Source organism: Streptomyces sparsus, from assembly GCF_054776295.1.
Map to the genome: position 1 here is coordinate 1 of NZ_BAAHCA010000004.1, position 23116 is coordinate 23116.

Here is a 23116-nt window from a genome sequence, read left to right on the forward strand (position 1 = left end):
GCGGCGGGCGCCGCCATCCGGAAGCTGCACGACGCGCCGTTGCCGCCCCGACCCGGCCGGGCCGGGCGGAGCATGGTCGCGCTGGCGGCTGAACTCGACGAGGAGTGCGAGTCGCTCGTGGCCAACGGCCTCCTGCCCGCTGACCTGGTCACCCGCAACCGCCAGGTCGCCGAGGCCGCGCTCCGGCCGTGGACTCCGGCGTTCACCCACGGCGACCTGCAGATCGCACACGTCTTCCTCGACGGCGACGAGGTCACCGGCATCATCGACTGGTCCGAGGCGGGCCAGGGCGACGCCCAGTACGACCTCGCCACCTTCACGCTCGGACACGAGGAGCACCTCGATGACGTCATCGCCGGCTATGGCGCCGGCATCGACCTCGACGTGATCCACGCGTGGTGGTCGTTGCGAAGCCTGCTGGCAGTTCGCTGGCTGATCGAGCACGGCTTCGATCCCTTCGCGCCGGGCTGTGAGGTCGACGTGCTGAGATCCCGGATGTGAGGCTGCGCGGGCCCGACTGCTACGTATGCGTTCTGCATCGAGCAGGTCATCCCCTGGAGGGATCGCCCGCCCTCAAAAGCGAGGCACATCGAACCCCGGTGGCCGGATCTTGCCGGATTGGGTGCGGGCGTGGGCGGGGAGGCTGGCGACGGACCGGTCGTCCGTCGATTCGGGGGAGTGCCGTGGTGCGCAAGGGGTTACCGGCGACTGCACAGAAGGGCCTTCCCTTCGGCCGCAGGCCGGCGGGCGGCTTGGCTGACGTGCTGTGGGAGTGGTCGAAGTCCGGAACACGGCACGCAGCTCGCAACCGGCTGCTCAGGCGCCTCCCGGGGATCGGCTCCGATACGGCGTACCGGTTCGGGCTGGTGGAGCACCCCCACTACGCCTACGGGGTGCGCCGGGCTACCGAACTCGCCGCCCGCCTGGGACATCAGGGCGTCACCGTCATCGAGTTCGGGGTGGCCGGCGGCAACGGCCTCCTGGCGTTGGCCGAGCACGCCCGCTACTACAGCGCGGCCACCGGTGTAGCGGTGCGGGTGGTCGGTTTCGACGGCGGCCTGGGCATGCCCGCGACCGAAGATCCCAGGGATCTGCCTTACCTGTTCGGCCCCGGCTTCTACACGATGGACGAAGACCGGCTGCGCGCCCACCTCGGGGCAGCCGAGCTGGTGATCGGCGACCTCGCCGAAACCCTGCCAGGCTACCTCCGCTCCCGCGCGGAGGCGCTGCGCGAGCATCCCGTCGGCTTCGTCAGCCTCGACCTGGACTACTACTCCTCGACGACGGCCGCCCTCGACCTGTTCCGGGGGCCGGATCACGAGCACCTGCTGCCACGGGTCACCTGCTACCTCGACGACCTGCCAGGCACCATCGAGCAGATCGGCGAGGCCGCCGCGATCGCAGATCTCAACGCCGCCCACCCGGACCGGCCGACCGGGCGGGTCCTGGGCCTGCGTGCGTTCACCCCCTTCGACCCGCCGTGGGCTGACCAGATCTACGTCCACCACCGCCTGGACCACCCCGACTACGCATCTCTGGAGGTCGGCGCCACCGGCGACCAGCTACCGCTGCAAAAGTGACAGGTCTCGCTGCAGGGGAGCCCGCCGCACCGTCCCGGCTGGAGTGCGGTGCCGCTGCCGGGGGGCGTGAGCGGCGGTGGTCGCATCGTTTCGTGCGAGGGCCACTCCGACGGGAGACGCCCCATCGCCTGCACACGGCGACGGGGCGACGGGGCGAGGTCGGCTCAGCCGAGTCGGAAGTGCTGGTTGATGCCCTCCGCACAGTCCCACTGGACCAGGTAGGCGCCGTTCCGGGTGCTCGCGCCGCTCTGGCGGGAACCCGGCCAGGGCAGGGATTGGCTTGCGTGGCGCCCCCCGTTGGAGGGACGGGGTCTTCAGTCGAGAAGCTCCCGACCGGGCCCCGGCCTGCCGCTGCAACCCAAGCCCGCACGCATTCGCCACCCCGGGAACCCGCATACCGCCCGACAGATCGACCTGCGCGGGCTCCAGGTCCAGCCTCGCCCGAACGCGGAGACCGTCACTCAGGAGCCGCGATCGTCCTCAGTGCCAACTGCTGAAACGATGTGCGGGCCTACCAGCCAACCATCCGGCTGTCCTCAGCAGACGGCGCTCTTCCTGGGAAGGCCGGTGCAGCGGGAGTGTCGCAGCCGACCTCCGCCGCCCGCCCGCTGATTTCCCCATCCGCAGCGCGCCCCACCCTGGCGGACAGCCGTGCACCACGTAGTCGGACACCGCCGGGGTAGTCGGACACCGCCGGGCCGGCCCCGCCCCGCTGTCGCGTACCGCATCGGGGACCGCAGTGCCGCATTGACGGCGACCAAGCCGGCCTCAGCGACAAGACGCCAGGACCACTCACGCGCCCGCAAGCCGGCAGCATCAAAGCTGCCGGCTTGCGGGTAGGCCCCTGCGCACAATGCCCAAGGTCCCTGATCGGTTCGCTCGCCGGCGACGACGGGTGCGGCCCTTTTGCGTGCGCCGCGCCGGACTAACTCGGCACCGGAGCCTCACCGGACGTCTTGATACCTGCCTGGCGGAAGTCGTCCAGGGTGGAGGCGACGGTGTCGGAGGCGACGCCGACCGAGTAGTCCAGGCGCACCCGGGTGTTGAAGCCCGCCGCGACGGCGTCCAGCGCGGTGGCGCGCACGCAGTGGTCAATCGCGATGCCCACCACGTCGACGTCCGTGACGCCGCGGGCGCGCAGCCAGTCCGCCAGTGACGTGCCCTGCTTGTCCGCGCCTTCGAAGCCGCTCTTGGAGGCGCTGTAGGCGCCCTTGAAGAAGACGGCGTGGACCTTGCCGCCCGCGACGGTGGGGGCGAAGTTCGGGTGGAACTCGCAGCCCTTTTCCCCGGCCACGCAGTGGACGGGGAAGCTGTCCTTGAAGTCCGGGTTGCTCGAGAAGTGGCTGCCCGGGTCGATGTGGTGGTCGCGGGTGGCCACGATGTACTGGTAGTCACCGCCCGCGCTCTGCTCCACCAGGTGGGCGATCGCGGTGGCGATCTCCGCACCGCCCGGGACGGGGACGTTGCCGCCCTCGCAGAAGTCGTTCTGCACATCCACCACGATCAAGCCTCGGCTCATGACAAACACCTTTCACAATGGAACAACAAGGAGAACTGCTGGACCCGCCGGGCGGCCGAGAACGGGGCGCCCCCCGAGCACCGGTAGAGGTGGGCAGGTGCTGCTACCCGGCCGGGGTGTATTCGACGAGGGTGTCGTCGCAGGCCCCTTCGGCGAAGACCTTCAGCGCGTCGAGTTCCGCGGTGTCGGCGGTGAGTTGCCAGCGGAGTTTGGTCGCGACCCACTCGCCCAGGTACCGGCAGTGCGCGTCCGGAGCCGGCGGCAGCTACTGGGCCGGGTCCTGATCGGTTTTCTGCCGGTTCGTGCGGGCCGTCACCGCGACCAGCGAGGCCCCGCGCCTGGTCGTTTGCGTACGCCTTACGTCGGGCGGCTGTCCAGGTGCTGGCGCCGGAGTCCCAGGCTTCGGCGAGGGGGATCATGTGGTCGATGTCCAGGGCGCCGGGGTCGGTGACTTCGTGGTTGTCGTAGTAGGACAGCCACGTGCCGCCGGTCAGCTTGCACCCGGCCCCCACGGCCGGCGCGGTGGTCGCTTCGGCGAGCAGGACCTCGTTGCGGGTGCTGCACCCGTCGGCGAGGTCGCCGGAGTTCCGGTGCCGAAAGGCCGACCGGGTGTAGCCGGTGCGGACCTCCACGTCGGCCCGGACCAGGCCGACTGCATCGGCAAGCGTCGTCACCTCGGCAACCCGCGCCCCGTGAGCAGCCGGGGACGCCTGGGCCGGTGCCGAAGCCACGAGTGGAACGAGGGCGGGGGAAAGCGCGCCGACGCGCAGAAGGTTCTTGACCACACCCGCGTTCTACCGGCCTTCTCGCCCGTGGTGGGTGCTCAGCGGCACCTCGCTCACCCGCATGGACGTGGACATTCACCGCAGGAACGATTCACAGGCCCCACTCCGGCCGACAGCCATTCACCCACAGCGGCTGCACTCCACCAGTACCCATGCGCCGAGGAACGCGCCGCCACCGCGCCGAGGAGACCCCCTGATGGGGGGAGTTTGGCCTTCCCCGCCACTGGCCACCCCAGGGCGTGAGGGAGTCGACGGGCCCCTCACGCCGCAAGGGTTCGGCCAGTAGCTCTCCCGCGGTAGCCGGTGCTCGCAGCCTGCTTCTGCGCGCCAGCACCTGCACGGTGATGAGCACCGGCCCCACTCACTCTCACACGCCGAGTTCGTCAAGCACGGCTTGCTGTTCCACCGCCTGCTTCATCCCCGCGGCCTCCAGCTGGCGCAGGACGTCGGCGACGTCGTCGACGTCTGCGGTGAGGATGTTGTCGGTGAAGCGGATGAGGGTCACGGCGCCGCCCGGCGCATTGACCAGGCACTCGCCGTGGCAGAGGAGCTTCAGCAGGAGCCGGCCGAGTGCCGCTGCCAGGAAGGAGTGCGCGCACGGCTCCCCGTCGCAGTCGTCCACGGCGGTGACCGGGATGATGACGCGCGCGGCGACGTCCAGGAGCAGCCGGTGCAGCTCCGGGCCCGTGTCGTCGGCGACCGCGCAGGCCATGTCGATGTCGTCGGCCTGCATCGCCCGGATGTAGGCGAAGGTGTCGGCGACGTCTTCCGGCCCATGGGGGCGAGCGGCGTGATGACGGTGTTCTCGGGCGTGCTCGCGCAGGTGGAAGTCGTCCGGCAGCGACGCCCGTTCCACGACCCGGTCGAAGTCCTGGACAGCCCACACGCTCCGGTCGCCCCCGGCCCGGACCCTGTGCATGGGTGTCATCTCCGGCAGGGGAACCGGCGTCCCCGGCCAGAGCGTGGGACGACAACGTGGGCGTCACCGAGGTGGCGGCGCTGAGCGGGGCTGAGTTGGCATCCTCACGTTGTGCCGAATGCGTCGGTGGCCGTGTAGCGCAGAGTTTTTCGGCTCCAGTCGTAGTTCCCACGACTCATCGAGGCGAGGCAATCGCCATAGTGGGTCAAGCGGGCTCGCTCCTCAGGGGACAGGAGTAGTTGGTCTCCGATGGTTGGAAGCTGGGCCTGCCGCCGGGTGATCTCCTGAAGTGTCTGCTCGGCGAGGCGTATCAGCTCCGCAGTCGCTTCCGCGAGTGTGATGTCCCGGTTCCGGCGCGTCAAAGAGATCAGATTTCCGGTCACGTCTCCCAGCTCGGCCTCTCTTTCGAACGAGAAGGCATCGTTGACCATGACGCAGATCTCACCGTGCAGACGGCGCAGTTCACCGAGGGCGGGCAGATCCCACGCCTGTTCGGGCACGAGGCACCTCTCCAGGCGCTCTGCCAAGTCGCACCACACGTACGTTCCCAGGCTCCGGACTCTTTTTCTGAAGTACGAGCCGGGAGTGGTGACCGCATCACTCACACGGTCCTCGGCTTCTTGGACAAAGCCCGCAAAGGACATCTCCCAGCTATTGCGAAATCGGGTGCGCCAACCCGAAGGCATTCCGTCTGTGCTCCGCTGATCATCGAAGAGGGTGAACCACCCCAGGGTGTTCGCCCCCAGTTCCAGGTCGTGGCCAGTCGCCTCGGGGTATGCGTGGGCCGCGAGGGCCCCGATATCCCAGCTTCGGTACCGTCTCATTTCCTGTTTCGTGACGGCCAACCCCCAGGTGCCGACCCATCGCAGGTCGTGCTGGCGGACTTCTTTGATGTCCGGGCTCAGCCGAAGCTGGCCAGGGAAGGGAAGTTCGATTCTCTGCATCAGGAAGCCTCCCGGAATCAGGATGGTCATCGAGCCGAGGGAGTGCAACAAGCAGAACAGCTGCAACCTGCTGTACACGCTTGTACGAGGCCAGGCCGGTGGGAAAGCCAGGAGGAGGCCGGCAGCCTGGTCGAGAGCCCGGCCTACGGTAGTGAGGCGCTCCGGGGGCGCGGAACATTGTCGGCGCATACCGTGCGGGCCTCGATGCAGACCATCGGCGAACAACAAAGTGGTGGGTCCCGACCAGATCGTCTTCGTTCTCCTCTGCGTCAAGGAGCGGCGATTGCGAGCACCGCGTTCTGCCCGCCGAACCCGAGGGAATGGCTGAGCGCGAGGCGGACGGGGTCGCTGCGGCCGGATCCGCTGACGAGGTCGATGCCGGAGGTGTGCTCGTCGGGTTCGGAGAAGTTTGCGGTCGGTGGAATCTCGCCGTGGACGAGGGTCAGAACCGTGAGGCAGCCTCGATGGCCCCGGCGGCGCCCATGGTGTGTCCGAGGGAGCCTTTGGCCGAGGTGACCGGGGGGTGTCGGGGGAAGAGATCACGGATCACGGTGGCCTCTACTTTGTCGTTGAGGGGCGTACTGGTGCCGTGGGCATTGATGTGGTCGACATCCTCCGCACCCGCCCCGGCCTGTGCGAGGGATGTCCCGATGGCCGAGCGCAGGCCGGCCCCGTCCGGGTGCGGCGCGGTCGGATGGCAGGCATCGCTGGTCGAGCCGTGCCCTGCCAGGACGGCGAGCGGCCTGGCGGCGCGTTCCGCGGCGTGGTCCCTGCCCTCCAGGACGAGCAGGCCGCAGCCCTCCCCCTCTGATGCTGGGCCTCCAGCGTGCTGATGCCACCCGCCACCGTTCCGACGACGACTGCGACGCGGGCGGGGTCCCAGTCGGACGGGGACAGCCCCGCCGACGCGAGCGCCTCGCGCGCGGCGACGAGCGGGAAGCGGGTGCTGCGGTCCAGGCGCCACAACCGACCTGGGGCGGACGGAAGGGCTGGCACTCGACAGGAGAGGGACACAGGCAGGCCGTGCAGATCCTCCACTACGCCCTCCCGAGTCCGCGTCCGGACTCCTCCAGCAGGCCGGCGACCGTGCTGACCAGATCCTCGACGGTGAGGTCGGCGGACGCCGTGGAGTCGTCGATCGGCACGTCCCACTCCTCCTGGAGGCCGACGTAGAGCTCGAACACCGCCAGGGAGTCGAGCTCCAGGTCGCCGAGCGTGGCCTTCGAGGTGAGCCGATCGCTCGGTACCTCGAACTTCTCGGTGAGAACGGTCACGATGTGCTGGCGGACGAGGGTGTGTTCATGGTCCACGAGTGGCTCCTCGACAAGTCGTCGCTGCACAGGGGCGCGGTATCCAGTTCGATGTCCGGTGGTTCCTCGCGCGGCACCGCGACAGGCCACCGGAGTGCGACCGAAGCCCAGGTCAGACCGCCGCCGAAAGCGGTGAGAACGGTGCGCCCGGAGGGAGCGGCCGACGCGTGGACGTTGCCGTCGGCCATGACCAGGGGTATGGACGCGGCGGCGGTGTTGCCCAGCTCCCGGATGTTGCCGAACCGGTACGCGGGGGCGATGTCCAGCCGTTCGGCGACGGAGTCCAGGATGCGTTGGTTGGCCTGGTGGGCGATGAACGCCCGCACGGTGTCGGGTGCCCACTGGGCGCGCTTCAGGACGGCGCGGGTGGATTGGGTCATGCGGCGCACGGCGTGCGCGTAGACCGCTCGGCCCTGCATGCGGAAGTGGTGCGCGTCCGGTGCGGGCTGGGGCAGATGGCGGGGGTGGCGGGAGCCGCCGCCGGGCACGGTGATCAGGCTGCTTCCGCCGCCGTCGGCACCGAGGTCGGTGGCGATGACAGCTCCGGCGTCGCCGCGCGCGCCGGGGCGGAGCAGTACAGCGCCGGCGCCGTCGCCGAAGATCGGCGCGGTCTCCCGGTCCCTGGGGTCGACGAAGGTGGTGTAGGTGTCGGCTCCGATGACGAGCGGAGCCGAGCATGCCCCGCTGCGGACGAGTGCGGTCGCCACAGCGAGCGCGTACAGGAATCCCGAGCAGACGGCCGAGAGGTCGAAGGCGGCAACGGGCCCCAGGCCCAGGCGGTGGGCTACGACGGGCGCGGTCGCGGGGCACGGGTGGTCGGGGGTGGTCGTGGCCAGCAGCACCATGTCGGCGGGGATGCCTCCGTCGGAGGCGAGGGCCGCTCGCGCGGCGCCTGTGGCGAGGTCGCTGGTGGCTGTTCCGGGTTCGGCGTGTCGTCGGTGGACGATGCCGGTCCTGGAGCGGATCCAGCTGTCGTCGGTACGCAGATCACCACGTGCGATGACCGTACTGTTGTCGACGGTGCGATTCGGCAGGCAGGAGCCGATCCCCGTGATGACCGCGGTGCGGTCGTCGAGCGGCATGACGATCCTTTCGGCAGAGGGGTACCGGCGCACGTTGCTCAGGCCGGGGCGAACGGCGAAGGCGGTTTGGGGTGCCCGGCCAGGCCACTGTCGGGAACAGCGAGCCCGCCGTCGACGACCAGGGCGTGCCCGGTCACGAAGGACGAGGCGGAGGAAGCGAGGAACAGCGCCGGACCGACGACCTCCTCGACGTCTGCCCAACGGCCGGCCGGCACGTGGCTGGTGAGCCAGTCGGACAGTGGCCCCGTGCGGCTGGCGAACGACGTCATGTCAGTGCGGGTCCATCCGGGGCACAGGGCGTTGACCCGGATCCCCTGGCGCGCCCAGCCGACGGCCAGACTGCGGGCGAGGGACACCTGGGCGGCCTTGGTCGCGGCGTAGGCCTCCATCATGGGAGCGCCGACGAGCCCGGCTATGGACGACATGAGGATCAGGCTCGCGCGGTCGGACTGGGCCAGATGGCGGTGGGCCGCGCGGCACACGGCCGCGCTGGCGTTGAGGTTGACCGTGACGACCGTGTCCCAGTCCTCCTGGGAGGCATGTTGCAGCGGAACCAGCAGCGGCGACCCGTCCTCGGCGGTGGGGAGGGTACCGGCGTTGTGGACGACGATGTCGAGGCCGCCGAGCGCAGCCGCCGCCCGGTCCACCAGTTCGACTGCCAGCCCCGTGTCGGACAGGTCGCCGGCCAGAGCGACGGCCTTGCGTCCCCTGTCCTGTACGGCCCGGACGGACTCGTCCAGAGCCGGCAGGGTCCGGGCGGTCAGGGCCAGGTCGCAGCCGGCGTCGGCCAACCCCTCCGCGACAGCCCTGCCGATGCCGCGTGACGCCCCCGTCACGAGGGCATGTGCGCCGTCGAGGCGGAACAGATCAGGTGCGTTCATGGGGATTCTCCTTCGGGTCAGGGACGGCCGTACCCGGATGCGGGCACGGCTCGGGCAGCGGAAAGTTCGGGCCGCGTGATGGCCCCGTTCCACGTGAGCAGCGCGCTGCCCCAGGTCATGCCGGCACCGAACACGGCGAGAAGCACGCGCGAACCCGGCCGTAACCGGTGTTGCGCGGCGGCCGAGGCGAGGGCGTAGGGGGCGCTGGCAGCGCCGATGTTGCCCACCTCATCGCCGACGACCGTCAGGCGGTCAGGGGGGATGCCGAGTTCGTCGCCAATACGTCGCAGCAGCACGGGGTTGGGCTGGTGGGCCACGACCTGGTCGATGTCGTCCATGCTCAGGCCAGCGCGGTCGAGGGTGTCGGTGATCAGGCTGGGGAAGACGTCGGTGATGAAGCGACTGACGGTCCGCCCGTCCATGTGGATGTGGTGCTCGCCCTCGTGCACGGTGACGCTGCTTGCTGGCATCCGGCTGCCGCCGGCCGGTATCAACACGCGGTCGGCGAGGGTGCCGTCGGAGCCGAGCAAGAAGTGCTCGAACCCGTGCGGGGGCCCGACGGGGGCCATGATGGCGGCGGCTGCTCCGTCGGCGAACAGCACTGCTGTGCCCCGGTCGGAGGGGTCGAGGAACTTCGAGTAGGCCTCCACGCCGACCACCGCGGCGTACTGGAAGTCGCCGGCGTTCCGCAGCCAGTCGTGGGCCACCTTCACCGCGAACAGCCAGCCGGAGCAGGCCGCACTCACGTCGAAGGCGACAGCGTTCCGGGCCCCCACGGAAGCCTGGACGCGGCAGGCCGTCGAGGGACCCAACTCGTCAGGTGTCGACGTCGCACAGACCAGCAGCCCGATCTCGTCGACGCCGATGCCTGCGGCGGAGGCCGCCGAGCGGACCGCTCGTGCGGCCAGGTCGGAAGCGGCCTCGTCGGGCGCGGCCGCATGCCGCTTGCGCACCCCGGTGCGGTTCGCGATCCAGTCTGTCGTCACGCCGGCATCGCGCGCCACTTCGAAGTTCGTACGAATGCGCGAGGGTAGGTAGGTTCCCATACCGACCACTCCGATGCGGCGGTTGTTCCTGTCCGTCACGACGTACCTCCCTCAGCCCACCGCAGTGCGGAGGCAAGAGCCTTGTTGTAGTCGGGGGCTGCCAGCGGGGCCGGCGCGATGTCCTGTGGGTAGGTGAAGGCCTCGGTGAGCAGTGACAGATGGGGCAGCAGCTCGTCGCACACCCGGTCGGCGGCCGTAGACAGGGCCTCCATCTCAGAGGGCAGCAGGGTGCGTTGGGCAAGCAGTGAGCCGGCCCAGCGGCGTGCTGCGGTGATGCCGTGCAGCGCCGCCAGCGGAGCGAGAGCCCGGGAGAGCGAGGCCTCCTGTATTCGGCCGAGGACGCGGGTCATGTCCTCGGCCATGAGGCGCGCCGCGTGGAACTCGCCCAGCAGGCCGGCGTCCTCCAGTAGGGGGTTCCACAGGTCGATCGGGGTCGCCGCGGTCATGCTCCGGGTATCGCGCCGCTTTCTGAGGCGGGCTGTGAGCCGTTCTTCGTGCCGCTTGGCGACAGCCGGCCACCAGCCCGGGGACCCGGGGGGCTGAGGGGGTGGGGCGGACTCCGCGAGAGCCGGGGCCGGTGGTGCCTGGTCGGTGAGGAACTGGCCGACGTCGTAGAGAATGAGCTGGCTGTCCCCGCCGGCTGCGTCGAACGCGTGGTGGAAGCCGTGGTATGCGGCCAGGCCGTTGACATCGAGGTGGCCGGAGAAGCCGCAGCGACTCTGGCAGTCGGCAGCGATCCGGGCCGCGAGCCGTACGGAGGCTGCCTTGTACGTGGCCAGGGGGCGGCTGACGGCGGCCCACGGGCTGAACCCCATGGAGCCGGCTGCCCGTGGGGCGTCGGAGTCCGGTGCGGCTGAGGCCAGGGTTTCCGTCCACAGTTCCCGGGCCCGGTGCGCGGCGCAGGTCAGAGCGAGTGAGTCCGCCAGTGCGCCGAGTACCACCCGCTGCTGCGTACGGTAGGAGAGCAGAGGTGCACCGGGAGCCAAATGCCCCTGGGTGCCGCGTTGGCGGGCGTAGTTGACGGCCGATGCGGCTGCTTGCCGAGAGGTGGCGGCCGCCACCGAGGGCATGACTGCCCACAGTCCCTGACCCACCCGCAGGGTGCGCTGCAGTCGCTCGTCCGTGGAGGTCACCGGATCGCGGAAGGTGCCGTCGGAGCACAGCAGCGCTCCGTCGGCGAGCCAGTGGGCGTACGGTACGCGGACGTTTCGGAAGCGGACCTGTACGTAGTCCTGGGGGAGGGCGCCGAGATCCATGGTCGAGGACATCTCCACGCCGGGCAATGGTCCGTTTTCGTCGGTGAGATCCACCACGAACGCGAAGACACCGTGGTCGGAGCCCGCATGCGTCAACCGGGCGAGTACCACGGCCGTCTGGGGAACGTTCGGGGTTCCCGCGCCGCAGAACTTGGCGGCCGCCGGATCGGGTGTGTGGAGTAAGAACCTGCCCTCCGACGTATCGAATTCGGCGTGCGTGCGGGTGGCCAGGTGGCTGTTGGCCTGCCCTACCTCGGTGATCAGGTACAGACCCTTGGCGCGGCCGGACTCCAGTGCGGCCATACGGGCCTCCAGCGGCGCGGGGTCCGGGGCCAGTCTGCTGATTGATCCGAGGCAAAGCGTGTGGTGGACGAGAGCCGCAAGACACAGCGAGGGGTCGGCCACTGCCGTCCACGCGTGCAGGGCGCACAGGTGTGCGGGGGTGTCGAGGAGTCGGCGAGCGGGAGGCAGGCCTTTGCTCAGCGTTCTCAGGCGGTGCGAGGTGCGATCGCCGGGCCCGGGAGTCACCCCGTCCGGCGGCGGAAGCGCCCCGGCCAAGGCCTGGTGGAGTTCGGTCAAGAACCCCGGTTCGCAGGGGCCGTGAAGGAGGCGGCCGAGTTCGGTTTCGGCGGCCGTGAGTGGCGACGGAGAGGGCATCATCGTTCTCCAGGGCGGAAGTCGAGGGGGCGAGCCCAGGGGAAGTCGGGTTCGGCGAGTGGCGCGTGCACGGCGGCGGTCTGCCCGATCCGTGCGGAATCCGCGATCAGGACTCTCCTGGCGCTGTTGGTGAGGGCACATCCGGTGCCGGCCTCGAGGAGGAGGTTCGTGCCCTCCCGGACGGCTCGGAGCAGCACCTCCGGAACCGAGGCGGGGCGTACCAGGCAGTCGGCCAGCCGGCGCGGCAGGTCGTCCCCGGAGCGGTAAGTCCGCCCGGTCAGCGCCGAATACACGGGGAACCGGGGCACTCCCGTGTCGTAGGCCCGGAGGTTCTTCGTGAAGGTCTCGGCCGCGTCGGACAGTGCGGGATGGTGGGAGCTGAAGGGGAGCCGGAGGCGTGCGGTGGCGGCCCCGGCGTCCGCAGCTGCCTTCTCGACGCGGGCGAGTGATGCGAGGGGGCCCGCGACGACCACCGAGTGGTCGTCGTTGATCACGGCCACCACCACCGAGTTCTCCGCCCCTGCCCGATCGATGAGCTCCCGGGCGGTCCGGACCGTGCAGGCGATCAGGGTGAGTCCTCCCGGGCACGAGGTCAGAACGACCCCGAGGTCGTGTGCCGCGCGGGCCCCGTCGGCGAGTGAGAGTGCGCCGGCAGCGGTCAGGGCGGGTATCTCGCCGAAACTCACCCCGATCGCCGCCGACGGTTGTCCGTGAACCGAGCACAAGGCGTGGTGGACCGTCATGGACGCGGAGAAAGCAGCCATCTGCAACGTCCCGGGCGGCGCGTGTGAGAGGTTCCGTGCGGTAGGCGGGTCCGGTCCGGTGAGCCAGGGCCCGAGCGGGGGCAAGCCGCGTTCCCGTGCTACCGGGTCGAGTTGCGCGAAGACGTGATCAGCTGCCTTCCGGACGGCGGAGTGGGTGGTGACCGCTGCTACGAGCGTGCTCACGGAGAAGTCACCTTGGCCGGGGAACAAGTGCGCGCAGTTGAACTGCTCGGTCGGCGGTCGGGTGATCGGCGATTGGCTGGTGGGCATTGCAATCCTTCATTCCGGCAGGCGATGGGGGCACATAGGGGGCGCGTGCGAAGGCGTCGTGCGCTGTCCGTTGGCCACTGGACGAAGTCGTGAACGTGGCCACAACCTAAGTCTGCTTGTGCGTTCACTCGTGCAGCGGAATGTGTCGGTCCGGAGGCGTTGAACGTTTCCGGACGTTGAACGTCCGCTCAGGCCGGTGGTCAACCGATCGGGGGGAGCGTGCGCAGAGCGCGTACACCGAACCAGGTATTGCGCAGGCTCCTGACCGAGGCGGAATGGAGTGGTGCCCAACTGGCGAGAGAGGTGGTCGCGCTCGGCGGGGAGGAGGGGATGTCGCTGCACTACGACCGCACCGCGGTCGCCCACTGGTTGGCCGGCAGTCAGCCCCGGCCGCCTGTACCCGCGCTGGTTGCCGAGGCGCTCTCACGCCGTCTCGGCAGGACCGTCCTGATCCAGGACACTGGCCTTGCGGATGGTGCGTCCTGGGCGTACGAGGCGCTCCGGTGTCTGTCCGCGGAAGGAGGTGGCGTGGAGCACCTCAAGCACGCCCTAATGGCTGTCGACCGGCGCGAGGCCGGCCTGCTGGGCACCTACTCGATCGGTGCGCTGGCGATTCCCGCCTGGGGTAGGTTCGCCAAGGAACCCCCGCTACCGCAGCGGGATACCGGCCGGTCGGTCGACATGGCCGATGTGGCATCGGCCCAGGAGTTGCTCGCCGTGTTCTCCCGTTTCGACGCAGCCTTCGGTGCTGGGCAGGTCCGGGAACCGTTGCGGCGATACCTGACCACCACGATGCTGGATCGGCTGAAAACGGAGGCCAAACCGGGCGTTCGACGGGAGCTGTTCACGGTCGCGGCTCAACTGGCCTACCTGTGCGGGTTTATGTTCTTCGATTCGGGGCGCCAAGCAGAGGCTCAACACTTCTATCTGGCCAGTGTCAAACTGGCCCGTGAGGCCGGCGACAGGCTTGGCTACGCTCTGGCATTGCGGGGGCTGAGCGTCCAGGCCCACAGTATCCGCCATTTCGGAAATGCCCATGAGCTCGCTGAGCGTGCCGTGCAGATCGGAGCCCGCCACGCCCCGCCACACCAGCGTGCATTTCTGCTCGGGCAACTGGCCGTGACGCAGGCGTCTTTCGGCGAGCTCGAATTCGCCCGGCATCTGGTGGCCGCCGAACGCTTCCTCGAGCAGTCGTCGAGCAGTGGTCCGGGGATCGGCGTCTTCCATGCGGGGTCCCTGGCCCTGCAGCGTGCGGCTGTGGCCCGCTCTCAGGGGAACCTTCCAGAAGCAGTCAGGGAACTCGACCTTTCGCTGCGGTACCGGCCGGCGGAGGAACAGCGATCCCGCGCGATCTGCCTCGCGGAGTTGGCGGAAACCCGGTTGGAAATGGGGCACCTTGAACACGCGTGTCAGGTGTGGAACACCTTCCTTGACCTTCTTCCGTCCTTGAAAAGTGAGCGTATCGACAACAGGCTACGTGTTCTGATCGAACGAATACGCCCGCACGCCGCGAACCAAACGGCAGCAACGCTGCTGCGCCGTGCGCTGGAGGTCCGGAGGGAGACTTCGTGACATCGGACTGCCCGTCCCTTCAGCGGATGAGTGGGTCTGACCATCCGCGAGCAACAAGAAGGCTCCGCACGTCTATTCGTTAGGTTGTTTGTTTGGGTATTGACCAGGAAGGGGAAGTGGTGATGGCAGTTCCGTGGGTATGCGTAGTGTTGCTCGTACTCCACAACGACTGTCAGGAACGATGAACCGAAGCGTACTGCTCGAAGAATTGTGCTTACCCGGCCTTCGTGTCGCACCGGGAACACTCACCGTGGGTACGTCCTGGACGCACCCCGTTCGCGGGCCGGTTGATTGTCCAGCCCACCTCGTCCTCACCGCGCAGGCACGAAAGGCGGGCCTGGTGGCGTTCTCCCGGCCTCTTGCCGCACCCCTGGCACACGAGCGGACGACCCCGGCATCCCTCGTCTTCACCGTCTCCTACGAGAAGCCGGACGGAGGTCATGGCGGCCTGGCGGTCGCCGTCGACCACGCGGACGCGACAGCCGTGTCGTACGCGCGTCGGCAGGTGGAATCCTGGCGGGACGTCCTCCGCACGCGCCGAGTGCTCTACGTGCTGGCGGCGGGGGAGCAAGCCGGGGCGGGTCCGCGGCACTCCCTGCCCGTCCTGGTGCCTGCGCAGCACTCGGGTGGCGCGCGGTCGCCGCACAACGTGTGCGGTTGCCCGAGAAACGTCGTCTGCCCTTCGGCCGAGTACGCGCAACGCGCGCTGCGGCGCTTCCTGGACCGCGGTGACGAGGTGTTGGTGGTGGGAACCCCGCTCGACTCCGCCGCTGTGCGCGATGACATGGACGCGCGCGGACGGGTGATCCGGGTGGACACGTCGGGGCCTGCCGCGACCGTCCAGGTGGCGGATTCCGAACGCCTTTCCTTCGTTGTCGCCCCGGGGGCCGTCATGGCACAGGTGACTGACATCCTCACCGTGCTGCGCTCGCGGTTTCCACGGCTGAGGGGCCAGCACCCCGGGGAATGGTGCTATGCCATGGACAACCTCAACACGGCGGTTGTCTCCGCGCTCAACCAGTCCGACGTGTTGCTGGTCACCGGGTCGGAATCCTGCGCTATCGCGCGAACCGGTGTGGCCGAGGCGGCCAAAGCGGGGTTGCCGGTACGCAGTATCCCCTCACTGGCCCATCTGCGCCCCGAGGACGTCGACGTCAGCACGATCACCGTGCTCGACACGGACGGGCAGACCCGGGCGCTACAGCAGCTGGGACAGGTGCTCGGCGGACTGGGGCCGATCAGCCACATCCGGCGCCGGGTCCATTCCGATGATGTGTCGCTGACGCTCGCCCCACCCACTTCGGGCGGCGCGACGCCGGACGACCGTCGGCAGACCGGACCCGGTGGCGGCCGGAAGCCGAGCGAGACCACCCCTGACTGATCGGGCGCTACTCCTGGGTCCCCGCCGCGGAGCTGCCATGCAAGGGACCGTCGGGTCGGCGCTCCTCGCCCCGCCCGAGGCCACCAACGCCGATCGGGTCTCACCTGTGCAGCAGGCACCGCGGGTGGGGTTTGGCGAAACTGTTCCATCGGCGCAGGACACAGAAGGCCCACTCGTTGCCGTTTCCGGCCTGCGAGATGGGCCGCTGCCGGATCGTCGCCGGAGCAGTCGCGACGTGCGGCTGGACATGTCGGAACGAGCTGCGGTTGGGAGGAGCCGAACCACTTCGCCCAACGCAGGATGCCCATCCTGGAGCAGGGAGGCCGCCGGCCTCCCTCAGAGAGCGTCCGGCTCCCGTGAGGACAAAGGCGAGGAAACGCACGGCGGGAAGGTGGCGCGGCGCGGCCGAGTCCGCTGGGCCGAGCGAGGGGTCGGTAGGAGTCCGGTTTGCCGGTCACGCGTGACCGGCAGGGGCCGGGCCGACGCCGGGGATCAGCGGACACTATGTCCGTGTTCCCGCTATGGCTGCGGGGCCGCTTTGTGATGGATGGCGCCGGGCTGTGCGTCTGCTGCGGTGCCCAGGGACAGGTGGCAGTTCACCGTGCGCAGCGTGGTCTGCGGCAAGCCCCTCGACCCGGCAGTCATGGCACACACAGCCGACTCGGTCGGCGCACCCACCGCGAGCCCGTCGCCGGAGGGGCCTTGACTCCGAGTCCCGGACACGGGTTATGCGGCTTGTGCCAGCGTAGTTGGTGTGAGGTGGGGGCGTTCTCGGAAGCGATCGTTGTCCGAGGCGGGAGTGTCCGAGGCGGGAGTGTCGGCGGCGGGTGTTGTAGCGGTGGAGCCATCGGAGGGCGTCGAGTCGGGCCTCGTGCTCGGTTGGCCAGCTCTTTCGTCCCTTCAGGGTCTCGTGTTTGAAGGTCGCGTTGAAGGACTCGGCGAGCGCGTTGTCCGCTCTGGACCCGACCGCGCTCATGCTTCGCGGAACCCCTGCTGACCTGCAGGCTTCGGCGAAGACGGTGCTGGCGTACGGGCTCCGTGGTCCGTGTGCATGATCGATCCGGCGAGAGTGCCGCGGGTGCAGATCGCCGCTGCCAGGGCGTCGGTCACCAGGCGCGCGCATGCGGTCGGCGATCGCCCATCCGGCCAGACGGCGTGATGAGAGGTCGACGACGGTCGCCAGGTAGCAGAACTTCCCGCCCTCGATGGGCAGGTAGGTGATGTCGCCGACGTACTTCGTGTTCGGGGCCGTGGCGGTGAAGTTGCGTCCGATCAGGTCGGGCGCCCTGACGGCTGCCGGGTCGGAGTCGGTGGTGCGGTGCCGGCGGCGCAACCGGACCCCTTCGATTCCGCAGACCCGCATGATCCTGGAGACACGCTGGTGGTTGACCGCCTCGCCGCTCTCCTCGCGGAGCGCGGCGGTGGTTCGCGGGGCTCCGTAGGTGCCGTCCGACTCGTGGTGCACGGCCCGTATCCGGGCTGCCAGGCGGGCGTCGGCCGCCTGCCGGGCGGCCCGGTCCGGGGCCGTCCGCCGCCAGTAGTAGAAGCTCGAGGAGATCAAGTGCACCTCACAAGGCCGACTGGCGGTCAGCGATACCTCCGGGAGGTGAGGACCTCGGAGAGGGTGGTGCGGTCGGCGAGCGGCCAGCTGCAGGCATCGGCACGCCGTCGAAGGGCGGACGTCGGCTCGAAGGCGATGGGCCGGCCGACAAGGGATAGCAGACCGGCGTCCGCGGCGGAGTTGCCCACAGCGATCGATGCGGCCCAATCGACGGGAAAGACGCCGAAGGCCGCCCGGATCACATCCGGTTTTCTGCCGGCGACGGTGACCGCGATCCGTCCGGTGTAGACACCGTTCAGTTCTTCGAGCGAGGTGCCCCATGCCCTGGATACGAAGAGGTGGGTGGCGACCCGCCGGACCAGTTCCTGCGGGCCGACTGACAACAGCACCGGCGTGTAGCCCCGTTCGCGGAGCTCGGCGAGCAAGGGGCGTGCGAAGGAGAAGAGGACTGCACGCCGTAGTTGCCAGAGTTCATCGATGGCCCTCCGTACGGCGCCTACCGCGGTGCCCGCCAACATTGCGGCATACAGCTCGTAGGCGTGTCGGGCTGCCTGGGTGTCCTCCAGCCCGTCAGGGCCTAGCGATGCAAGATGGTCATGAAGGAGCTGGTGTCCCTCCAGACTGCCCAGACCTGTCTGTCGCAGGTGGTCGGGGAGCGGACCGGCTAACAGACCTTCGGCGAGAGTGCCGTCGATGTCGAAGATCGCCAGGCGCGTGCGGGGCCGACTGACACCTATCACTCCCGCTCCCGCATGCCGGCCCTGTCTGCGAGGGTTGCAAGGCCTGTGGTGACAAAGGCGTGCGTCTGGACGGGGTAGTGCGTGAGGAAGGGGCGGGGCCCAGCCAGGATGGGCGTGCCTGGCCAGGTGCCATCGGCAAGCTGGGTGTCGATCAGGAAGGCGAGGGAGCGGCGAATGACTCGTTCCGTATCGAGGTCCTGCGGGAGGCGGGCGATCGTGGCGAGGGCCAAGCCCGTGGCAGCGGGTGAGGAGTTGGATTGTCCCGCGAGCGCGGGCCAACCTCCGTCCGTGTTTTGTTGTTCGAGGAGTTGAGAGTAGGCGTGGCGGCTGCGGGGGGCAGCCGGGCCGAGCGCGGTACTGATCTCAGCTGTTGCATAGCTGAACGGCGTGTACCAGCCGGTGTTTCCCTCCGTTTGGCGGGCGAGCCACGTGAGGGCCGGAGTGGTGTCGACGATCGTGGTCGCATGGGCTGTGAGACCGGTGACGACATGGGCGACGACATCGGGTTCGACGATGGTGTCGTCGGCCGACTGCCAGGCGGTCCAGAGACCGTCTGGACGCTGGGTGCGTAACGCGAACCGTTCGGCGGCGGGCCAAACCTGCCGGCTGTGGGCGGTCTCCGCGAGGGCGATCAGCGCCGACCCTGTGGTGTCGTTGTCCGATTCGAGGCCCTGCATCGCCCCCCATCCACCATCAGGTGATTGGGCGCCGGCGATGAAGTCGAAGGCTGGCTCCAGGGCGTCGCGGCTGAACTGAGGGTGGCGGCGCAAAGCGCGCACCATGAGAGTGGTGTCCCAGACTTCAAGGGGGATGTAGCGCCATGTGCCGTCGTCGCGCTGCTGGCCGAGCAGATATTCCAGACATCGTCGCGCGGCTGGAGGTGGATCGGGCAGCTGGGAGAATGCCAGCAGGCAGAGCGCAGTGACGGCTGTCATGTTGCAAAGGGACCCGTCCAGGCACAGGGCTTCTTCGAGCCGGTCGACCAGGCTTGACGGTGTGGGCCGTCGGCATCTCGTCAATGCGATGATCTCGACCGAGTCGATGATTGCTTGGTGCCATTGCTTCAACCGTCGTCCCTGGGCGGCGGCCCGTAGCTCCGCGACCTGACTGATCAGTTCTGCGGCCGGGACCTCCGCCATCGCGGCGAACAGGAGAGAGCGTGTGGGGTTGAGCCCCGTGGGCAAGGAACGGGAGGGCGCCGATCCGGAGGCGAGCGCACAATCACGCAGCCAGGCCTCGACGTCGTGGACATCGGCGTCGTGCCGCTGGGGTGCAGCTTGGCGCAGCCAGCTCTGGGCCTTGGCGATGGGTTCTGGCGGTGCGATTCTCGCGCGGCTCAGAGCGATGGCGACCAAAGCGGTGTCGAAGATCCGCGCGTCTGGAAGCTCCATCCACGAACCATCGTTCCGCTGAAGGGCCACCGCGGTATCGACGGCACGGTCCAGTGCCCGGTGGGCTGCAGCCATCACAGGAATTGTGTCTGCGGGCCAGGGAGACGAGCCGGCACAGGCGACGGGCCTGGTAGCGGTATGACTCGGGTCAGTCAGCCCAGGGCGGGGAGTCGGCATCGTGTTCATGAGGCGCTCGGACCCATCGTGTCAGTGGCATTTGCGACGGATTCCGCAAGTGAAGCGGTCCATATCGGTGAGGCGACCGTCGCCTCGTTCGGTAGCTGATCGAGCTTGTTCGGGGCCGTTGCCACGTCGCCCAATTCGCCCGCAGGGTCGTGGGTGATCTGTTGACGAACATGGACGTGGTTCTTCCCCTGGGTGAAGAGTGGTTCGACCTTTTCGATGGCCGGTTTCGCTTCGGCGCACAACGAGCGCGGTGAGGCGAGCACCACCGCGCTCGGGCACACGGTGCTGGCCTGTGCAGCGACGGTCGCGTGGACCGTGCAGAAAGAGCCGGCACCGCGCGCCACCCCCGTTGCGGTCGGCATCGGCGCCGCGATGAGGGCCTTGTCGGTGGTACGCCCCCCGGGGGCAACCTCCCGCAGCAGCGTGCCAGCCACTCGTGCCCGACTCGGCGTCGGTATGCCGCGAATCGGAGACCGCACCGGACTCGCTTGGACCCGGTGGCCGGCCTGGGCCGGCGATCTAGCGAATAGCTGGGTGGGCGGACAGGGTGCTAACCGTCCGCCCACGTCGAAGACGTCGGTATCTATGCTCTTTGCGGATGTGGCCGAAATAGGTCGCACGGTCGACTCGTTCATCGTCGTCGGAGGCTCCTATCAGCTGCTGCGGTGGGTGATGACACGGACCGGGACGGTGAGGCCGCCGCGCGCGGTCGATGCCGTTGTCTGCGCCGCCCGACGAGACGCGTCTGCCGCCTGTCCGGTCCAGCAGAGCGACGGCCGGGCTCGCCCCCTGATGGTTTCGGGTACGGGCAGGGCGGCTGCCTTCGTGACGGAAATCTGGCCGGTGCCGGTGTCGGTGCCGGAGGCTATGGCGTAGTCGGCCTCGCAGGCTCCGCTGGGTCCGTTGACCGGGTTATGGTCGGCAAAGCCCGTTGCCTTCAGCCGCTCCTGGTGAAGGGCGGCCGCAGCCGCCTCCCATGGACGGACTCCTCATGGCGCGCTCCGCCGCCGCCGCGCCGCCGAGTTTGAGGCTCTGTGAGGACGTCGGCGTCCTCATCGGCATGGATAACCTCCCGCAACGGTTGACGGTGTGGTGACTGCCTTCGATTTCGTGACCCCAACAGGTTCGTGACTGCACGTCTTCTCTCGAACTACCCGCCGAGTGATAACCGAACGTGCTTCGACCTGGGCGGGGCGTGCACGCGTTGAACGGGCGCTTCCGCTCTCGGGGCGCCGGGAAGGTCACGTAGAGATTCCATCCTGGGAGGGCTTATGGCACGTCGGGAGCGTAACCATCGCTTAGCTGCCCTGCTGGCCGAAGCCGGCTGGAGCGCGGCGGATCTGGCGCGGACGGTAAACGCCCTGGGCGCGGCCCAATCCCTGGCTCTGCGCTACGACCGCACCGCCGTCGCCCATTGGCTCACCGGCTCCCGCCCCCGACCACCGGTCCCCGACCTGGTAGCCCTGGCCTTCAGCCGCCGCTGCAACCGCCTGGTCACCACCGCCGACACCGGACTCACCCAGACGCCCCAGGCATCCCACCCGTCCCAACCCCCCAAAGGCGGTGATGCCGTACACCATCTCGCTGCGCTGTGCCGTGAGGAGATCGACCCCACGCGTCGGGTCTTTCTGACCAGAACCGTGTACAGCCTGGCCGACGCGGGGGAGCCGCTGATGTGGAAACCTGCGGAGCCGCCCCCCGCCCGAATACGCAGTGCCGGCAGCGCCACGCCGGCTGATGCCCAGAGGCTGCAGGAGATGATCCCTCTCTTCGCGGAACTCACCGAACGCCACGGTGGTGCGCACCCACGCACCGCCCTGATCGCCTACCTCGCCGACGAGACCAGTCGCCTCCTGATCACCCGCACTGCCTCTGCCTCACTGCGCCGTGAGCTGTTCACCGGCGGCGCACAACTCACCCACCTGCTTGCTCGCATGAGTGAAGACGCCGGTTACCCAGGCCTGGCGCAGCGCTACTACACCACTGGGCTCGGCCTCGCCCGCGAAGCCGGTGACTCATGTCTGTACGCCGTGACCTTGCGCGCCATGAGCCTGCAGGCACTGCGCCTGGGGCACCACCAGCACGCGCGACATCTCATCGACACCGCGGTAGACGCAGTCGGTCGCCACGCTGAACCGGCCGCATCGGCTTTCGTGTTGAGCCAGCGCGCTCTCACTCACGCGTACCTGCACCTTCGGCATGCGGCAGTCAGCGACCTCGTCGCAGCGGAGAAGCAACATGACCGCGCCAGCACTCCGGCCGGCCCGTTCACCGACTACCCCAGGGCGGGCCTGGACTATCAAAGAGCCCAAACTCTCCTCGCCCTTGACGACTTGCCCGGAGCAACCCGGGCACTGTCATCAGCCCTGCAGGCGCGTCCCGACAGTGAGCGCCGCGCCAGAGCCCTCACCCACGCCGGTCTTGCGGACACCCTCTTGCGCACCGGCCAGTTGGAGGCCGCATGCGCCCACTGGCACGCCTTTCTCGACCACTACCCACACCTGCGGTCCGTCCGCGTAGCCCAGGCTTTCACGCAGATGCGAAAGGCCCTGCGGCCTCATCAGCACCAGCGCCATGCGGCAACCGTCCTGTACCACGCACGGAGGGTTCGCGCCCTGCCTGACCCGTGACGGGCGTCTTCCCGCCACACCGCTCGCCCATCTCTCCTCCGTGGAACTGGCGAAGGCACTACTGCATATGGCCTAACGTGAACCGTTTCTGCAGGTCGTCATCGTCACCAGTCGCTACCTGGGCCCTACTGAGTGTCCGAGCATTGCCCTCATGGACGACCCCTTCGCATACGGCTGCGCATACCCCCGCCCGTCACGGCAGTACGACGACACCTCTGTCACCAGCACGGTGGAAACCTCCGTCCATGATTTCCCTTGGGAGAACGGAAGGCTGCTACAGCCTGGCACTGTCGAGCACGCTGATGCTGTCAGCGTTCGTCCGGCACCGTTGGCACCCAGTTCCGGCGCTCGCCCCAGCACGATGAGTGCCTCACCGACTGCGGCCGGACAGGCACGGCAAGCCTCCGAGCGAGGCTCAGTGGGATCCCTGTCGGCCAACGGCGAGGCGACGGGCTATCGCGACCGTGTGCCCCTCCAGTGACCTGGCCTGCTTCTCGTCGAGCAGTCCTCGATTGCTCGCTGGCTTGAAGGTGCCAGGCTCTTGAGGTCGACTGCCTCATGGATGGGAATGCCGGGCAGTGGACGGCTGCGCTCGGGGACCGGCGCGGCATGAGAGTCGATGTCGACCACGCCCGGGGTCGC

The 23116-nt window shown here is 68.9% G+C and carries 19 protein-coding genes and 2 pseudogenes; 5 read left to right on the forward strand and 16 right to left on the reverse strand.

What is annotated here, in order from left to right:
• A partial coding sequence (locus tag ACYVE9_RS00825; RefSeq protein WP_461025711.1) for a phosphotransferase occupies positions 1–501 on the forward strand: 501 nt, incomplete at its 5' end.
• A 260-nt stretch (positions 502–761) separates the two neighbouring features.
• Positions 762–1580, forward strand: coding sequence for a hypothetical protein (locus ACYVE9_RS00830; RefSeq protein WP_461025751.1), 819 nt, complete (start codon positions 762–764; stop codon positions 1578–1580).
• A 925-nt stretch (positions 1581–2505) separates the two neighbouring features.
• Here ACYVE9_RS00830 and ACYVE9_RS00835 read toward each other — a convergent pair.
• From ACYVE9_RS00835 to ACYVE9_RS00890, 12 genes and pseudogenes are all read right to left on the reverse strand, one after another.
• A complete protein-coding gene (locus tag ACYVE9_RS00835; RefSeq protein ID WP_461025712.1) occupies positions 2506–3099 on the reverse strand; it encodes an isochorismatase family protein in 594 nt (197 codons plus the stop codon).
• 103 nt (positions 3100–3202) lie between these two features.
• Positions 3203–3884: pseudogene (locus ACYVE9_RS00840) on the reverse strand (HNH endonuclease family protein).
• A 367-nt stretch (positions 3885–4251) separates the two neighbouring features.
• Positions 4252–4812 (reverse strand): hypothetical protein, encoded by a 561-nt coding sequence (locus ACYVE9_RS00845; protein WP_461025713.1) that lies wholly within the window; start codon positions 4810–4812, stop codon positions 4252–4254.
• Between the two features lie 95 nt (positions 4813–4907).
• On the reverse strand, positions 4908–5777 hold the full coding sequence (locus tag ACYVE9_RS00850; RefSeq protein ID WP_461025714.1) for a terpene synthase family protein: 870 nt from the start codon (positions 5775–5777) through the stop codon (positions 4908–4910).
• 412 nt (positions 5778–6189) lie between these two features.
• A complete protein-coding gene (locus ACYVE9_RS00855; protein WP_461025752.1) occupies positions 6190–6630 on the reverse strand; it encodes a hypothetical protein in 441 nt (146 codons plus the stop codon).
• Positions 6546–6899: pseudogene (locus ACYVE9_RS00860) on the reverse strand (beta-ketoacyl synthase N-terminal-like domain-containing protein); the annotation flags it as partial. The pseudogene ACYVE9_RS00860 and the gene ACYVE9_RS00855, both read right to left, overlap by 85 nt.
• On the reverse strand, positions 6785–7057 hold the full coding sequence (locus ACYVE9_RS00865; RefSeq protein ID WP_461025715.1) for an acyl carrier protein: 273 nt from the start codon (positions 7055–7057) through the stop codon (positions 6785–6787). The pseudogene ACYVE9_RS00860 and the gene ACYVE9_RS00865, both read right to left, overlap by 115 nt.
• Positions 7018–8139: a beta-ketoacyl-ACP synthase 3 gene (locus ACYVE9_RS00870; RefSeq protein ID WP_461025716.1), complete on the reverse strand. Its 1122-nt coding sequence runs from the start codon at positions 8137–8139 to the stop codon at positions 7018–7020. The genes ACYVE9_RS00865 and ACYVE9_RS00870 overlap by 40 nt, the downstream gene beginning before the upstream one ends.
• 38 nt (positions 8140–8177) lie before the next feature.
• Positions 8178–9020 carry an SDR family NAD(P)-dependent oxidoreductase gene (locus ACYVE9_RS00875; protein ID WP_461025717.1) on the reverse strand — a complete coding sequence of 281 codons (843 nt, stop codon included), beginning with the start codon at positions 9018–9020 and terminating at the stop codon, positions 8178–8180.
• Positions 9021–9037: 17 nt separating this feature from the next.
• Entirely contained in the window at positions 9038–10075 is a 1038-nt protein-coding gene (locus tag ACYVE9_RS00880; protein ID WP_461025753.1) for a 3-oxoacyl-ACP synthase III family protein, read from the reverse strand.
• A 26-nt stretch (positions 10076–10101) separates the two neighbouring features.
• Complete coding sequence (locus tag ACYVE9_RS00885) at positions 10102–11625, reverse strand: acyl-CoA dehydrogenase family protein (protein WP_461025718.1); 1524 nt, start codon at positions 11623–11625, stop codon at positions 10102–10104.
• A 353-nt stretch (positions 11626–11978) separates the two neighbouring features.
• Positions 11979–12743, reverse strand: coding sequence for an acyltransferase domain-containing protein (locus ACYVE9_RS00890; protein WP_461025719.1), 765 nt, complete (start codon positions 12741–12743; stop codon positions 11979–11981).
• 798 nt (positions 12744–13541) lie between these two features.
• Here ACYVE9_RS00890 and ACYVE9_RS00895 point away from each other — a divergent pair.
• Both ACYVE9_RS00895 and ACYVE9_RS00900 read left to right on the forward strand, forming a co-directional pair.
• Positions 13542–14585 (forward strand): hypothetical protein, encoded by a 1044-nt coding sequence (locus ACYVE9_RS00895; RefSeq protein ID WP_461025720.1) that lies wholly within the window; start codon positions 13542–13544, stop codon positions 14583–14585.
• A 541-nt stretch (positions 14586–15126) separates the two neighbouring features.
• Complete coding sequence (locus ACYVE9_RS00900) at positions 15127–15966, forward strand: hypothetical protein (protein ID WP_461025721.1); 840 nt, start codon at positions 15127–15129, stop codon at positions 15964–15966.
• A 502-nt stretch (positions 15967–16468) separates the two neighbouring features.
• On the opposite strand, the gene ACYVE9_RS00905 is transcribed toward ACYVE9_RS00900, so the two are convergent.
• The 4 genes from ACYVE9_RS00905 to ACYVE9_RS00920 all read right to left on the reverse strand — a co-directional run bounded on the left by ACYVE9_RS00905 (position 16469) and on the right by ACYVE9_RS00920 (position 20278).
• Entirely contained in the window at positions 16469–17533 is a 1065-nt protein-coding gene (locus ACYVE9_RS00905; protein WP_461025722.1) for an IS3 family transposase, read from the reverse strand.
• A 20-nt stretch (positions 17534–17553) separates the two neighbouring features.
• Entirely contained in the window at positions 17554–18267 is a 714-nt protein-coding gene (locus ACYVE9_RS00910; protein WP_461025723.1) for an HAD family hydrolase, read from the reverse strand.
• Positions 18264–19733: a hypothetical protein gene (locus ACYVE9_RS00915; RefSeq protein ID WP_461025724.1), complete on the reverse strand. Its 1470-nt coding sequence runs from the start codon at positions 19731–19733 to the stop codon at positions 18264–18266. The genes ACYVE9_RS00910 and ACYVE9_RS00915 overlap by 4 nt, the downstream gene beginning before the upstream one ends.
• Positions 19734–19840: 107 nt before the next feature.
• The gene (locus ACYVE9_RS00920; protein WP_461025725.1) at positions 19841–20278 is read right to left on the reverse strand and encodes a hypothetical protein; all 438 of its coding nucleotides are present in this window, start codon (positions 20276–20278) and stop codon (positions 19841–19843) included.
• 837 nt (positions 20279–21115) lie between these two features.
• Here ACYVE9_RS00920 and ACYVE9_RS00925 point away from each other — a divergent pair.
• Entirely contained in the window at positions 21116–22474 is a 1359-nt protein-coding gene (locus ACYVE9_RS00925; protein ID WP_461025726.1) for a tetratricopeptide repeat protein, read from the forward strand.
• The last annotated feature ends 642 nt before the right edge of the window (positions 22475–23116 follow it).